This is a genomic window from Paenibacillus soyae (assembly GCF_024623455.1).
Taxonomy (GTDB): Bacteria; Bacillota; Bacilli; order Paenibacillales; family Paenibacillaceae; genus Pristimantibacillus; species Pristimantibacillus soyae.
Window position 1 is genome coordinate 97,672 of record NZ_JANIPJ010000006.1, and the last position, 14,660, is coordinate 112,331.

Here is a 14,660-nt window from a genome sequence, read left to right on the forward strand (position 1 = left end):
CACGCTACCGCATGATGGACATCTTCTCGCAGCTCGTGACGAGCTTCGTATCATCCGCTTTGTTCGGATTCATCTTTAACTCGCCAACCCGCATGCTGCCGCAATGCGGCTTCGTCGGCATGGCCGGCTGGATCGCGTATTACGCGGGGATCGAGCTCGGCCAGGGCGTCATTCCCGCGACATTGATCGCCGCGTTCCTGGTCACCGTCATCAGCCAGCTGTTCGCCAAGCAATACAAGACGCCGATCATCGTCTTCAGCGTCGCGGGCATCATTCCCCTCGTGCCGGGAGGCATTGCGTATGACGCGATGCGCAACGTGGTGGAGAATCAATACGATACCGCCGTCCAGCTCGCGGTCAAAGCGTTTATGATCTCCGGCACGATCGCGATTGGGCTTGTACTCTCAGAGGTCGTCAACCAGGTCATCCGCAAGACGATCAAATAAAGGAGGCTCTGCAGCGAAGTGGAAGCAATCAACGAAAAAGTCGTGTACGAAAACCCTTTGCTTTCGATACGAATCTTCCGTGCTCAGAGGCAGGAGGTCGGCTACACGAATTGGCATTATCACAAGCAGCTGGAGCTGCTGCTCGTGCTGGACGGCAAGCTCGACGTGTATCTGGAGGAAGACAGCTATTTTATGAGGGCCGGCGATCTGCTGATCATCGGGGACTCCGAGCTTCACCGCGACCGCAGCAGCAAAGAGCTGGACTATATCGTTCTGCAATTTGATCTGGAGCAGTTTTTCGATCACAGCTCGATCCCCTACATCCGGTATTTCTCCGAGTCGCAGGTGCCCCTCAGCAAAGCGAACTACATCTTCAAGGAGAACGAGGCGATCAAAGCGCAGGCCGCCGCGTGCATCGAGGAGATTCTGAAGGAAGCGTCGCGCAAGGAAACCGGCTACGAGCTGGCCGTCAGCATCGGGATCAAACAAATCTTGCTGCTGCTGCTGCGCGGCGACACGCGCAAGATACTCGTGGAACAGGACAACTTCGACAAGGTGAGGCTGAAGCCCGTCCTGGATTACGTGGAAAACCATTTGACCGACCGCATTCAGGTGGAGGAAGTTTGCAAGATCGCGAACATGAGCTATTATTATTTCGTCAAATATTTTAAGAAAACAATCGGACTCTCCTTCACGGAATACGTCAACTACCGCAAAGTGAAATGGGCGGAGCGCATTCTGCTCACCAAAGACCTCAGCATCTCCGAAGTCGGAGAGAGGATCGGCATGCCGAACATGGCCCACTTCTACAAGATGTTCAAAAAATACAACGACTGCTCGCCGAAGCAGTTTCAACGAAAAATGTCCACCTGGCAGCGCACATAGGTCGGCGGGGTCGATCTTTTTCGCTCCTTGTGCCTGCTTGCAGCAACAAAAAAAGCTCGCTACCCTAACTAGCGTTTAGGGTTTGCGAGCTTTTTGGGCATGACGAGCTTGTAGCCGACGCCTCGTATCGATTCGATCTGGACGGATTGCTGGCCGAGCTCCAGCTTCTTGCGCAGCGAGCTGACGTGCACGTCCACCGTGCGCTGGCCTCCGATATAATCGAAGCCCCACACGACATTCATCAGATCGTCCCTCGTAATGACCATTCCCGGACGCTGCACGAGATACAGCAGCACCTCGAACTCCTTCGGCCGCAGCGGAATCGGCTCTCCTCCGACGATCACTTCGTACTTCTCCGGGAAGATCGACAATTCCCCGACGGTAATGACCTTCTCGTTCGTCTGCACGGCGGGCGCCTCGTCCTGCTGCGTCCGCCTGAGGACGGCCGATACGCGAGCGAGAAGCTCCGCTACGCCGAACGGCTTCGTAATGTAGTCGTCCGCGCCATGCTTCAGCCCTTGCACGACTTCTTCCTCCGCATTGCGGGCCGTCAGGATAATAACCGGGGTTCTCACTCCGTTTTGGCGAATGCGGGTAAGCACCTCGAAACCGTTCAAGCCGGGCAGCATAATGTCCAGAATAATAAGGTCGAAGCTTCGCTGGAGCGCCGCTTGAAGGCCTTCCCCGCCATGGTCGATAACGGTTGTCTCATAGCCTTCTTGCGTCAGGTTGTATGATAATAATCTAGCGAGAGTTGGTTCGTCTTCTATTACTAGCACTTTGTGAGACATATGGACCTCCACCTTGTGAACCGGATATCCGAGCATCCCGATTCGGAAATTCATCACCCTTAGTTTACCATGGAATCATGAAGAATAGGTAAACCTTTTTTCTATTGACAAGTGTTCAAACATCCACTATTGAATGACCGGCATATCGATCGTGAACGTCGTGCCAACCCCTACCGTACTCGTGACGGACAACGTGCCCTTATGCAGCTCCACCAAATGCTTGACGATGGAAAGCCCGAGGCCCGTGCCGCCTGAGCTTCTCGACCGGGCCTTGTCGACCCGGTAGAACCTCTCGAATATGCGGGATAAATCCTTTTTCGGAATGCCGATGCCCGTATCGCTCACTTGGAAACGGATATGATCGTGATCCGCGGTATGAACGGACAAGGTGACGCGTCCGCCCTCCGGCGTATAATTAATGCCATTCGCCAGCAAATTCATAAGGATCTGGCGAAGTCTGTCTTCGTCCGCTTCGACGTACAGCCCCGACTCCACCTTGTGGTGAAGCGTAATCTGCTTGCGATTCGCTTCCGGCTCGAGCAGCGCGAACGTCTTCGAGACGAAGCTTTCGAGCTCGATCGGCGAGAACATGAGCGGGACGCGGCGCGATTCGATCTTGGACAGCTCCAGAATATCGCCGATCAAGCGGTTAAGCCGGTCGCTCTCGTCGAAGATGATCTGGAGGAACGAGCGCGTCGTCTCCTCGTCCTTGACCGCGCCTCCGAGCAGCGTCTCCGCGAAGCCCTTAACGGCGGCGATCGGCGTCTTCAGCTCATGCGAGACGTTCGCGACGAATTCGCTTCGCATGCGCTCGAGTCTGCGAATCGCGGACACGTCCTGCAGCACGAGAAGCACGCCGCCGAAGTCGCCCGGACCGCTCTGGCTGATCGGCACAAGGTTCAGCTCCAGCAGACGCTCCTCCGGGAAGTAGAACGTGATCTCCTCCCGAAGATGCTTCCTCGTGTCGAGCGCCTCTTGAATGATCTGCGCCAGCTCGTATTGCTGCTTCGCTTCCGCGAAGTGCCGCCCTACGAGCTCGCGCGCGGAGAAGCCGAGCACTTCTTCCGCCCTGCGGTTCATGAGCAGGATCTGGCCTTTGGCGTCGATCATCACGATGCCGTTGATCATATTCGCGAGGACGCTCTCCAGCTGGCTTTCGTTCTGCTTAATGCGCGACATCTGCACCTGAAGGCTGTCCGCCATCGCATTGATGGCCGTCCCCAGCTCCCCGATCTCATCCTGCTTCCGAACCTTCACTCTTGCGCGGTAATCCATATTTTTGATCCGCTTGGCGACCTTCGTAATTTGCTCGAGAGGGCGCGTCAAGCTTTGAGCGATGCTGTAGCTGATCAAGGCGGCGATCACGAACAGAATCAGCAGCCCGATAATCAGCACCATCGTAAGCCGTCCGATGCTCTGGTCGACCTCTTCAAGGCTCATTGCCATCCGCAGAATATAAGGCTTCTCGCCTTCAGCTGCCGCAACCGGGATCGCGACGTAGATCATGTTCTCGTGCATCGTGTCGCTGGACCTGACCGAGCGGCCGGTCCCCGTCTTGTAGGCTTCTTGCACTTCCTTGCGCATCAAGTGGTTGTCCATCTTCATGACATCGTAATTCGAATCGCCCACGACGACGCCGTCGCTGCGAATGAACGTAATTCTGGCGTCCGCGAACTCGCTAAGCTCGTCGGCTTTGTTTGTATAATAATCGATAAGGGCAGGCAGCTCGCCGCTTCGCCACTCCAGATTGCCTTCGATCACTTTCATCATGCGGACCATGTTGTCCTCAAGCGCGTTAATATGGTTCTCCTTGAACGTCTTGATCATGAGGAAGCCTGCCGCAAACACGGAGACGGCGATCATCGAGATCATGATAAGGGTCAATCTTGTCCGAAAACTGTTCATTCCATCCCACTCCCCAATAAGTCGCTGACCACCCGCATAACATCCAACGTTTATCCTACATGCGCGCCGCCGCGAGCGCTAGTCTTGTGTTTGTTAATCTTTTGTAAAATATAATGATGCACGGTCGCAATCGGCTGTTGGATTAAGATGGACAACACGACGGGGACGGCCGCCAGCGGGCTGAAATAGCCGAGCGCGAGCACGATGCCGAGTGAAATGTTACGCATGCCCGTCGCGTACGATACCGTAATTTGCGTTTTGCCGTCCTTCGCGAACGAGGTCCCGACGAACCCCAGCGTATAGCATAGCCCGACCAGAAGAACAACGATCGGCACCAGCACGGCCATATCCTGCTTCAGCTGATGCAGGTGCGGCGATATCGCGGTGGCGTTCAGCGCGACGACCCCGACAAAGCAAAGCTTCGAAACCGGCGCCGTGTACGGCTTCACCCGTTCTTGGATCGTGCCCTTCGACCACTGATGCAGGGCGACGCCGATAACGGTCGGCAAGACGATAATAATGATCAGATCGAGAATCATCGGTCCCGTCTCGACCTGGGCCGTCGTATCGAAGAAGAAATGGATGCCGGCCGGTACGACAAGCGGGCTTAGAAGCGAATCCAGCACGACCATCGACAGCATGAGCGGAATGCTGCCGCCGGACATGCCCACCCACAGAACGGTCGACACCCCGAGCGGGATGATCGTGAACAGCACGAGGCCCACGACATAAGGCGAATCCGCTCCGAATACGGCCGTGCCGACGCCGTATGCCGCAAGCGGCGACACGATATGCGCGATGACGAAGGTAAGGCCCATGATGCCCGGTTTCTTCATGACGCCGGAGAGCTCGCGAAGCCCGCAGCCTATAGCCATCGTAAGCGTTACGAACGCGAATAGATAAGGGACCGCCTCTACAAAAGGCAGCAAGGCGTCCGCGCCGGCGAACCCAAGCACAAGCGATCCCGGTATGATCAGAAACATCCATTTCTCGAAATAATGGTTAAATCGTAGTCCCCACTCCCGCAATTCCCATCCCTCATTTATGTATCTAGTACGTATTGAAGCAGCCTTCATAACTTCTACATTATCTTACGTTAACCCAAACGGATCAACCTTTAAAATAATCGGCTCGAGACGCGGCATCTTGTTCCCAGATGAATGTGAGCGGCCGAACGCCAAAAAATCCCGGCTTGCCCCGCCGGGATTTTTCGTTATTTTCGAACCAGAGCCCCTCGATCGGCCGCAGCGGGCGGCTGCTCCATCCAGCCGTGATCGATCATGATATTGGCCCCGTCTTCGACGTAATTCCCTACTTCGAGAATCAAACGTCCGTACTTCGCCGCAATGTCGTGCCTCGCGCTCATCGACAGAGCGTTGGCATAGGCGCGGATTCGGACCGTGAACATATCCAGCTTGTGAAACATCATCAATTTATCGGAGAAAGGCGCTTGCGTCGACGTATGGACAAGAGGATCCAACAACGGAGCCGAAGTCAGGTTCTCGTCCTGCAGAAACTTGGTCAGCGTCTCGAAGTGCCTGGATGCGATATCGAACCCTCTGCGGAAATAATCCTTCGCTTGCTTGACCGTCGCAACCTGACTGAACGCGAGCAGGACGGCTTTGCTCGTGGCGTTGTTTTCGATGTTGTCGTACATATGGGTAATTTCCAAAGCCTGAAGAGGACGGACATCGCCAAAAAAACCGTTTAAATAGTTTTGTTTTTTAATATAATCGACACTCGTCGGATATGGAATTAAAGGCGGCTTCGTCCATTGGCCCTTCTTCATAATCAACGCGTTCACATCGTTCAACAGATGAATGGCCGCATCGATGCAGTGCGTGAAGAAATGGCGGGTATCGGACCGGGTTACCAACGGAACGGCGATGGAGTAAAGGCTTATCGCGGCTTTGCCGAGATATTTTAAATAATGGAGGTAGAACTCGTCCGCGAACAGCCGTGGAGCGTCAGGATTGACGTCCGTCTCCGTGAAGCCTACCGGTACCGGATATCCTTCTTTTTCGTAGATTTCCTTTATCGTTTGAACGAATTGCTTGCACAACGACAGCGCCTGCTCCAGGATCGCCTTAATTTCTTCATCGTCCACATGCTTCAGCATGTATGTCAGAACACATACCGACATCGTATTCCCGATATAGCAGGCCCATAGCTTCCCCTGCTCGGCAGACGTTAATTTCTGATCGAGGTCTGAAGCCCCTTCATTCGAATGAAACAAGGAACTTAATTTCGTGAATGGCATTCATAAAACTCCCTCCAGCAAAATTCATTTTCCTAATTTGCGATGAAAGATGGGAAAATATTCAGCGAACCGCTGCTTATGGTAAAGTTATAATAAAATATAATTTGAAAATGGCGACCCGGGAGGAACCCATGGAAAACAGCCGATTCACCCATGCGATCATTCAAATGCAATATGTGTCCCGCTGGAAGGAATACTCTCCCCGGTATAAGGACAATGCCGCCAGTCACAGCTTCCGCTGCGCCGCCATCGCCATTCTGGCCGGAATCATCGAGGAGCAAGTATTCGGCGAGGGTTTGGACAAGCTGAAGCTCGTTGCCCGGGCGCTGCTGCACGACTTGAACGAAACCGTAACCGGCTCCATCAAATACGTAACGAAAAAGGATAAACATCTGTCGGATCACATCCGCAGGCTGGAGTCCGAGGTCAGCGTCGAGATCGTCTCCAGGCTGTCCAAGTCGCTGCAGCCCCGCTTCCATGACTATATCGTGAATGCCGAGGACGACAGCTATATCGGCCAGCTGGTGCGAAGCATCGATTCATTCGATGCCATGTTATTCTGCAAGCGCGAGTTCGAGAGGGATTCCAGTCCCGTCTTCGGAGCGAAATACGAGGAGCTGCGGGACGAATTGGAGCGTTCGGCAAGCAAGTCCGTGCGTTGGCTGCTGGAGCATTCGGAGAAGGACGAGGGCGTGCGGCAGTTTCTCCAGCATATTCTGAACCTCGATCTGATCGAGCGGTGGGGCGGCAGCTTCAATCTTATCCCGGACAACGACGCTACCCATTCATTCCGCGTCGCCGCGATGTCGCTGTTCAACGGTTTGCTCGAGTCGGAGCGGTTCGGACGCAAGGATATCGACCTGTATCGTCTAATCGGCAAGTCGATCCTTCACGACGTCGTCGAAGGAGTGAGCGGGGACGTCGCGTCTCCGATCAAGAAGTCCTCGCCCGTTATCCGGCAGGCGTTCGAGCAATACGAGCAGGAGGTCGCCCGGCAGATGGTCATGAAGATGCCCGCCTTCTTCCACGCGGAGCTGACCGACTTCCTCGTTCATGCCAAGGACGCGACGTACGAGGGCGAGCTCGTCGATATCGCCGACAAGATCGACGCGCTTATCAAGAGCAACCTTGAGATGCGCAACAATCCCCACTACGGCGACAAATATTATCAGCAGCTCGTACACATCCAGCACACCTACGAGAATCCGTGCGTGATCTTCTTCTTGGCTTATATTTTGCATGATCTGACGTACGATCATTTTGTGAAGTAACGAGCGCAAAAAAGGCTGTCCGCCCCTCTCCGAACATGGAGACGACGAACAGCCTTTTTACATCGACGTTTTAGCTAAGAGGCAAGGCGCTCCAGCCGAACGGGTACGCCGCCGAAATTTCCAGCGGCAGCGTGCCGGCGGGCTTCAGATCGCCGAGCAGCGCTTTGGCCGCGGATGACAGAGCGAGCGGCCTGCATTCGTAGACCGCCAGGTACGTTCGCACGTCCGGATACAGCAGCAGGTCGAGCGGGTTGCGCACCGATACCGCGACCACGCGGTCGCCGGCGCGTTTGACAGCCTCGCGCGCGATGCTCTGCTCATGCGGATGCTTGGACGCGTCGTACGTCACGACGACGATCTGCTCGAACTCGTCCAAGCCCTCGAGCACGCTCTCGTCGTTCATCCTCCGCTCGACGACTGAAGCGCCGTACAGCTTAAGGAAGTCGCCAAGCGTGCCGTCGCCCGAGAGCATCTCGTCCGCCACGGATACCGGCACGATGTCCGGCCAGAGCACCAGCGTCTGAGCATCGCGCTTCAGAGGCAGCGCGCCGCCTTCCGCTTTGACAAGCGTGACGGACGCTTCGCTCCATTTGCGGGCCACCGCTTTGTTCGCTTCCGTGCCGATCCCGCCTTGCACCTGCTCCCATGGCTGAATCGGTTCTTCCAGCCGCAGCTTCTCCTTCAATCGCATGATGCGCGCAACCGATTGTTCGATACGCTCTACGCTGATTTCGCCGCTTTCCACGGCCGCGGCGACTGCTTCAAGCGCCGCGCGCTGCTTCTCGAATGTATGGCTGACGAGCACCATATCCGCGCCGGCCTTAATCGCTTTCACCGCGCCCTGCTCCGGTCCGTAAAACTCGTCGATGGCGCTCATCTCGAGGCAATCCGTCACGACGACGCCGTCGTAGCCAAGCTCGCCTCTCAGCAGCCCCGTCAGCACGTTCTCGGATAGCGTGGACGGCACGCCGCTCGGCTCCAAAGCCGGCAGGCAGACGTGAGCCGTCATGATGCAGTCCGTTCCCGCTTCGATCGCGGCGCGGAACGGAAGCAGCTCGACCGCCTCCAGCCGCTCGCGATCATGCGGGAGGACAGGGAGCGCATGATGGGAATCGACGCTCGTGTCGCCATGTCCGGGGAAATGCTTGACCGTAGCCGCGACGCCCGCCGATTGATAACCGGCCACCGCTGCCGCGCCGAGTCTCGATACGACATCGGAGCGGTCGCTGTAGGAGCGGACGTTAATAACCGGATTGTCCGGGTTGTTGTTCACGTCGATGCAAGGCGCGTAGTTCATCGTAATGCCGAGCCCCCGCAGCTCCTCTCCGCAGATGCGCGCCGTCTCTTCGGCGGCTTCCGTGGACGCCGTAGCCCCCAGTGCCATGTTGCCCGGCATCAGCGTCACGCCGTTCACGAGCCTGGCCACCATGCCGCCTTCCTGGTCGATCGCGATGAACATCGGCGGTCTGCCGGCCTGCTGCGTCAGCCGCTGCAGCTCGCTGGACAAGCCGTGTACTTGCCGCGCGTCCTTCACGTTGCGCGAGAAATAGATCGTGCCGCCGATACCGTAATCGTCGATCAGCCCTTTAAACTGTTCGTTCGGCTCATAGCCGTAAAAGCCGAAAACAAACAACTGTCCGATCTTTTCCTTCAAGCTCCAGTTCTTCCATTCCCCATTACGAACCATCATCCAGTTCCTCCCCTATGTCGTGAATGCCATGACGAGCTATTATGACTCTTCGTCCAAGGCTCAGCTTTCTTTGCCCGGCGCTTGGAACTTGCTCCGGTAATCGGACGGATTGTCGCCCGTATATTTCATGAATACTTTGGTAAAATAGCGCCGTTCCGCGTATCCCACTTCCCTCGCGATTTGGGCGACGCTCTTCTGGGATTCCGCAAGCAGGCCTTTGGCGCGCTCCATGCGCTGACGCGTGACGTATTCGATGAACGTCTCCCCGAAGGTTTGCTTGAACAGCAAGCTGAAATACGAGGTGCTGAGCCCGACGTGGGTCGCCGCCTCCTCAACGCTCAGATCCCTGTACAGGTTGCGGTCTAGGAACGTCTTCGCTTCCGCTATCGAATTTTCGGACTGCTTCTTCTTGTCCATCGACCGTTCGGCGACGGCATTCGTAACCTGGCGGATGAACGTCAGCAAATCCTTGATCCCGAAGCGGTGATCCAGCCTTCTCCACAGCAGCTCCTCCTGCTCTCTCGGGAAGACGGACATCTCCTTCATTTCCCTCATGAGATGCAGCACGAAGAAGTGCAGCAGCGGCTTCACTCGCGCTCCGCCTTGTTCATTCATAAGCTGTAGCTGGCGCGAAATATTATCAACCTCCAGGTCGACCGCCGCGCCGTCGCCGCGCTTCACCGCGCTGATCAGCTTCTCCGCGGTCACCCAGAACGCTTGGTCCGCGCCCGTCGTTCCTTGCTGATCGGCCGGATAGAACGTGATCGCGTCGTGAGCGGGCGCCAGCTGCAGACCCATCTGAACGAGCTTGAACGCTTGGGACAGCTCCTCCACCTTGGCGAACTGGCGATAGATGCCGGCATTCAGCGACAGCTTCACATGATTGCGCACCGCCGAGAGCAGCATCTCCGCCCAGCCTTGGATGACTTCCGCGTTGAAGGACATCGACTTGCCCGTCTCGATTAGGACGCACCATTCCCCGTCCCGCGTTTGAATGACCGCATGGTGGAGCCCGTTGTTCTGCAGCTTCTCGCGCAGCACGTTGCACACGGCGAAATTCCACAGCTTGCGCTCCTTGTCGGACCAATCCCGCCAATCCTTCGTCGATTCGGAGCTGACGTCAAGGTCGAGGACGATCATGACGAACTGCTGCAGCTTGAGCTGATGCTCGTCGCCGGAGAACAGCCAATGGCTGCCGGAGAAATCCGCGTAATCCATAATGATGTCGTATAGTATCTTTTCGCTGGCGAGGTCGATCATCCGCCCGAGCTTCTGCTGCTCCTCCTGCAGCTGCTTCTGCTTATTGCGCTGACCCGCCATCACGCGGGCGATAACACCAGTCAATTCGTCGTAAGGGATCGGCTTCAAGACGTAATCGTTGACGCCGTATTGGATCGCCGCGCGCGTATAGGTGAAGTCCTGATAGCCGGACAACATGATGATATCGCAAGGCATTTCCCTCTCGCGGATTTGCCGAACGAGCTCCAGACCGTCCATAACCGGCATTCGAATATCGCATAGCAGGAGCTGGATCGATTCCTTCTCCATCAGCTGCAGCGCCTCCACGCCGTTTTTGGCTACCCCTGCTACTGTCAGTCCAAGCATTTCCCAGGGAATAACCTTCTCCAGATTTCTAGTAATATGTGCTTCGTCATCGACTAGGAGCACTTTGCCTATCATAGCCCCTCACCTCTGCTCTTCGGAATTACGCAACGAATGGTCGTGCCGCAGCCTTCGGAGCTGCATATCATCATCCCGAATTCCGGGCCGTAATGAATACGCAGGCGATCGGCGACGTTGCGGATGCCTAAGCCCCTTCGTTCTCCCATTTCCGCCTCGTCATGCGCTTTTCTGGACGGGTTGTAGCCTTCGGACAATTTGTGAAGCACCTCGCGATTCATGCCGGTCCCGTTATCGCTGACCATGATGACCAGCTTATGGAGTTTCACTTCTACATGAATCGAAATAACCCCTTGTCCGTCCTCGTACCCGTCGAACCCGTGCTGAATGCTGTTTTCCACCAGCGGCTGCAAGGTCAGCTTCAGAATCGTATAATCGAAGGCTTCTTCGGGAACGTGCAATTCATAGGAAAACAGTTCCTCGAATCGATATTTCTGGATCTCCAAATAACTTCGGACATGCTCGATTTCCTGCTTGATGCTGATCTCTTCCGAATGATGCATGCTGGTGCGAAGCAGGATGCTCAAGCGACGGACCATCAGCATGATCTTGCCGCCTTCGTTCTGCGCGGCCAGCGCGTTGATGGACTCGAGCGTGTTGAAGAGGAAATGCGGCTTGATCTGCGCCTGCATGAGCATCATCTCGGCGTGCTGCTTCCGCTCCTGCTCCCTCCGAACCTCGCTGAGCAAATTCCCGATCCGCTCGACCATGCTGTTGAAGCTGTTGGCCAGCAGCACCGTCTCGTCTTTGCCCTGCGCCGTCACGCGTATATCCAGCAAGCCCTGCTCCACGAGACGCATCTTGCGGACGACTTTAATAATCGATTTGGCGACCCGGTTGACGAAAAACACGTTGAACAGCACCGCCGACAGCAAGCCCAGCACCGTAATCATACCGATCCACTGCACGAACCGGACGTTCTCGTCCGTCAGCGAGTTCCACGGCTGCACCGAAAGCAGGATCCAGCCGTTCCGGTCAAGCTGATAGGAAGACACCAAGCTGTCGACCTCGTCGAACTTCATCCGAGCACTCTCGTAATTTTGGGTAAGCTGCGGCATGGAATTCGTGTACAGATCGATGCTGTGTCCATCATACCGCTTATTGCTGTCGAGCATGATGAGCCCTTCGCTGTTCAGGATGAAATACCTTGCGCCCTGCGACTCGTCTTCCGGATTCTGGAACGCCTTCAGCATGCTGCTGACGACCTCGGTCTTGTACTGCGTGACCATGATCCCGAGATCGTTGAACGACTCGAGCTCCTTCACGACGCGCAGCATCGTAAAGAGGGGCGGATCGACGCCGGTCAAATCCCGCTGCTCGTGCGGACCGATCCAGAGCGGCATGCCTCCCTTCTCGATGACGTCATCGTACAAGGAATGACGCTGCAGCTCGTCGAACGCGATCGGCCTGAACGTCGTCGGATCGTTGCGGTTCGCACGGAACATCGTGCCGTCTCCCGCGTACAGGACGACATAGCTGACGGCCGGATGCTGGAACAGGATGCGGCTCATCTCTTTCTCCGCTTGCGTAATGCGAATCAGGGTGCTGTTGTCGTCCTTCGGCAGCTTGCTTTGCCTGAGCGTATCCTGCACCTCGGGGCTGACGACGTTGCCGTTCGAGAGCTGGTCGAGCTCGCGGAAGAAATACGAGATGTTGCCCCCGATCGCCTTCAGCGTGATCTCGGACTGCTCGCTGTATTTTTTCTCGAGCAGCGTCTCGGAGTTCAAGAAGGAGAAAATTCCGAGAACGATCATGGGAATGATGATAAGCGAAATGAAGGCAAGCATCAGCTTGGGCCTTAAATTCATGCCTTGTGGCCTCCTACTTTCTTTCCTGGACAGGCAGCGTGATGAGCCCCGGGGTGTTACGCTCGGCGGCGTTCGCTTTGTCCTGCACCGCTTGGATATTCTCGGCCACCTGCTCCGGCGTGTTCAAGCTCCCGATCAGCTCCTGCAAGCCTACGCCGATCTCCGCGGTGACGATCGGCTGCACGATGGCGTCGAAGGCGGGCCAGCTGCTCGACGCCTGGGACATGACGGTCAGCACCTCGTTCATCAGCGGATCGATTCCCGACAGGTCGGACAGCTTCATGGACGGCAGCAGCTTATCTTCCATAAGCGCCCGCTTCTGCACGTTCTCGTTGAAGAAGTTCGCGATAAACTTCTTGACGATCTCCACCTGATCTTCGGACAGCGTAGAGGAGAAGCCGAAGCCGTTGGAGTACGACGCGTTGATCGAGCGTTGATCGCCGAGCCCCTCCGGAATGGACGGAAACGTGAAAAAACCGATGTGGCCGTTCAAGCTTCCGGCGTTGCCGCCCGTGAATTGATTAACGTCCCACGTGCCGGTGAACACCATCGCCGCTTGCCCCCTTACAAGCTGGGAGCCCAGCGCGTTGTCGGCGATTCCGAGCGAGGCGCCCGGAAAATAATCCTTGCGCGCGATTTCCTGGAACGCCTTGAAGCCTTTGATGAACTGCGGATCCGTCCACTTCGTCTCGCCGGTTACCAGCTGATTGAACGCGTCGATCCCGACGTACCGTTCCATGATCGTATTCCACATCATCCCCGCGACCCAGGCATCCTTGGCCGCCATGGCGAACGGCACGTAATTCGCCTGCTTGATCGTTTCGGCGGCCGCCATCATTTCGCCCCACGTCTTCGGAATGTCCAGACCGAGCTCGGCGAATATCTTTTTGTTGTAGAAGATGCCTTCGCTGTAACCGCCGTACGGGATGCCGTACACCTTGCCGTTTATCGTAAATTCTTCGAGACTGGCGAATTGATCCGTCAGCCCGAGCTCTTCCAGAATCGGAGTCAAATCGAGCATGCGGTCCGCTTTCACGTAGAGCATCAAGTCCGCGCCGCCGAACACTTCGAATATATCGGGGGGATTGCCCGCCGCCATCTCCTGCTTCAGCTTCGTGTCGCGGTGAAACTTCTCGTCGATGCCCTCCATGGTAATCGTGACGCCCTTGTTCTCCTCCATCGTCTGGTTCACCACGTCCGTCAGAACGCGAAGCCGCGTTTGGCTCGTTTCCTTGATCTGCGTATGGCGGAGAGACAGCGTCACCTCGCGGTAATCGTGAACGACGCCGGCATCTTGTTCGTCCGGCCTCCATGATCCGCAGGCGGTCGCGCTCGTCATCAAGGCAAGAAGAACAATAATCAGGGTATATCCTTTCTTCAACGCCCAAAGCCTCCTTAAGGAGAGTTCCGTTCTCCTTGCCTATCCATTATATCTCCTGTCCGGCAAGCGGTAGGAGGTCGAAATAACGACAACGAAGGGATACTATTCTACTTTTTTTATAGGTAGTTCAAAAAGCCCGCTTTTGATCACGAAGCACACTCAGGAAGAATACTCGACATCGAATATTGAATTCAGCCGAAACTTCCGGTGCTCACGTAGCTCCACTACGCTCCGCTCCTCAGTTCCTAGCTTCATCCAATCTTCTGCAGCGTTTTGAAAAAACGCAGCTTCGTAAGCATCATCCCATGTGCTGAAAACCGGGCTTTTTGAACATCCAAACGTATTATAAATTAACGCCGCAAAGCCGCCGTAACCTCGCTTATCCGTGCGTAAAGCGCTTTCCAATGCTCGTTCGCGTGAGGAGGGCCGAGCGGCTCCGCCGCTTCCGCGTTGGCCGCCCCGCCTTCGCCGGAGGGCGCGTCCTGTTGGCCGCGCTCCAGCTTCAGACGCCCTTCTCTCTCCTTCAACGTATCTCCTGCCATT

General features: G+C 56.0%; 12 protein-coding genes. 3 read left to right on the forward strand and 9 right to left on the reverse strand.

The features are described 5' to 3' along the window. The first annotated feature begins 14 nt into the window (after positions 1–14). The gene (locus NQZ67_RS10475) at positions 15–446 is read left to right on the forward strand and encodes a threonine/serine exporter family protein (protein ID WP_257445471.1); all 432 of its coding nucleotides are present in this window, start codon (positions 15–17) and stop codon (positions 444–446) included. A gap of 18 nt (positions 447–464) precedes the next feature. Beyond that, positions 465–1,331 carry an AraC family transcriptional regulator gene (locus tag NQZ67_RS10480; RefSeq protein WP_257445230.1) on the forward strand — a complete coding sequence of 289 codons (867 nt, stop codon included), beginning with the start codon at positions 465–467 and terminating at the stop codon, positions 1,329–1,331. A gap of 68 nt (positions 1,332–1,399) precedes the next feature. On the opposite strand, the gene NQZ67_RS10485 is transcribed toward NQZ67_RS10480, so the two are convergent. The 4 genes from NQZ67_RS10485 to NQZ67_RS10500 form a co-directional block, all read right to left on the reverse strand. Further along, entirely contained in the window at positions 1,400–2,122 is a 723-nt protein-coding gene (locus tag NQZ67_RS10485) for a response regulator transcription factor (protein WP_257445231.1), read from the reverse strand. A 126-nt stretch (positions 2,123–2,248) separates the two neighbouring features. Then, positions 2,249–4,027 carry a two-component system histidine kinase PnpS gene (gene pnpS, locus NQZ67_RS10490; RefSeq protein WP_257445233.1) on the reverse strand — a complete coding sequence of 593 codons (1,779 nt, stop codon included), beginning with the start codon at positions 4,025–4,027 and terminating at the stop codon, positions 2,249–2,251. A gap of 50 nt (positions 4,028–4,077) precedes the next feature. Further along, positions 4,078–5,055 (reverse strand): bile acid:sodium symporter family protein, encoded by a 978-nt coding sequence (locus NQZ67_RS10495; protein WP_257445235.1) that lies wholly within the window; start codon positions 5,053–5,055, stop codon positions 4,078–4,080. A 185-nt stretch (positions 5,056–5,240) separates the two neighbouring features. Continuing rightward, positions 5,241–6,287 carry a DUF3231 family protein gene (locus NQZ67_RS10500; protein ID WP_257445236.1) on the reverse strand — a complete coding sequence of 349 codons (1,047 nt, stop codon included), beginning with the start codon at positions 6,285–6,287 and terminating at the stop codon, positions 5,241–5,243. Between the two features lie 131 nt (positions 6,288–6,418). On the opposite strand from NQZ67_RS10500, the gene NQZ67_RS10505 reads away from it, so the two are divergent. Then, on the forward strand, positions 6,419–7,558 hold the full coding sequence (locus NQZ67_RS10505; RefSeq protein ID WP_257445238.1) for a YfbR-like 5'-deoxynucleotidase: 1,140 nt from the start codon (positions 6,419–6,421) through the stop codon (positions 7,556–7,558). A gap of 70 nt (positions 7,559–7,628) precedes the next feature. On the opposite strand, the gene NQZ67_RS10510 is transcribed toward NQZ67_RS10505, so the two are convergent. The 5 genes from NQZ67_RS10510 to NQZ67_RS10530 all read right to left on the reverse strand — a co-directional run bounded on the left by NQZ67_RS10510 (position 7,629) and on the right by NQZ67_RS10530 (position 14,659). Beyond that, positions 7,629–9,248, reverse strand: coding sequence for a glycoside hydrolase family 3 protein (locus tag NQZ67_RS10510; RefSeq protein ID WP_306812802.1), 1,620 nt, complete (start codon positions 9,246–9,248; stop codon positions 7,629–7,631). Between the two features lie 60 nt (positions 9,249–9,308). Further along, positions 9,309–10,928 carry a response regulator transcription factor gene (locus NQZ67_RS10515; RefSeq protein WP_257445239.1) on the reverse strand — a complete coding sequence of 540 codons (1,620 nt, stop codon included), beginning with the start codon at positions 10,926–10,928 and terminating at the stop codon, positions 9,309–9,311. Further along, a complete protein-coding gene (locus tag NQZ67_RS10520) occupies positions 10,925–12,736 on the reverse strand; it encodes a cache domain-containing sensor histidine kinase (RefSeq protein ID WP_257445241.1) in 1,812 nt (603 codons plus the stop codon). Before NQZ67_RS10520 ends, NQZ67_RS10515 begins: the two co-directional genes overlap by 4 nt. A gap of 13 nt (positions 12,737–12,749) precedes the next feature. Then, positions 12,750–14,117 (reverse strand): ABC transporter substrate-binding protein, encoded by a 1,368-nt coding sequence (locus tag NQZ67_RS10525; RefSeq protein WP_257445243.1) that lies wholly within the window; start codon positions 14,115–14,117, stop codon positions 12,750–12,752. Positions 14,118–14,467: 350 nt separating this feature from the next. Next, positions 14,468–14,659: a hypothetical protein gene (locus NQZ67_RS10530; protein ID WP_257445245.1), complete on the reverse strand. Its 192-nt coding sequence runs from the start codon at positions 14,657–14,659 to the stop codon at positions 14,468–14,470. Between the last annotated feature and the right edge of the window lies 1 nt (position 14,660).

Bases quoted from the DNA above. Each gene is read 5' to 3' on its own strand.
- NQZ67_RS10475 (WP_257445471.1), top strand. From the start codon at position 15: ATGGACATCTTCTCGCAGCTCGTGACGAGCTTCGTATCATCCGCTTTG.
- NQZ67_RS10485 (WP_257445231.1), bottom strand. From the start codon at position 2,122: ATGTCTCACAAAGTGCTAGTAATAGAAGACGAACCAACTCTCGCTAGA.
- pnpS (WP_257445233.1), bottom strand. From the start codon at position 4,027: ATGAACAGTTTTCGGACAAGATTGACCCTTATCATGATCTCGATGATC.
- NQZ67_RS10500 (WP_257445236.1), bottom strand. From the start codon at position 6,287: ATGCCATTCACGAAATTAAGTTCCTTGTTTCATTCGAATGAAGGGGCT.
- NQZ67_RS10505 (WP_257445238.1), top strand. From the start codon at position 6,419: ATGGAAAACAGCCGATTCACCCATGCGATCATTCAAATGCAATATGTG.
- NQZ67_RS10510 (WP_306812802.1), bottom strand. From the start codon at position 9,248: ATGATGGTTCGTAATGGGGAATGGAAGAACTGGAGCTTGAAGGAAAAG.
- NQZ67_RS10515 (WP_257445239.1), bottom strand. From the start codon at position 10,928: ATGATAGGCAAAGTGCTCCTAGTCGATGACGAAGCACATATTACTAGA.
- NQZ67_RS10520 (WP_257445241.1), bottom strand. From the start codon at position 12,736: ATGAATTTAAGGCCCAAGCTGATGCTTGCCTTCATTTCGCTTATCATC.
- NQZ67_RS10530 (WP_257445245.1), bottom strand. From the start codon at position 14,659: ATGGCAGGAGATACGTTGAAGGAGAGAGAAGGGCGTCTGAAGCTGGAG.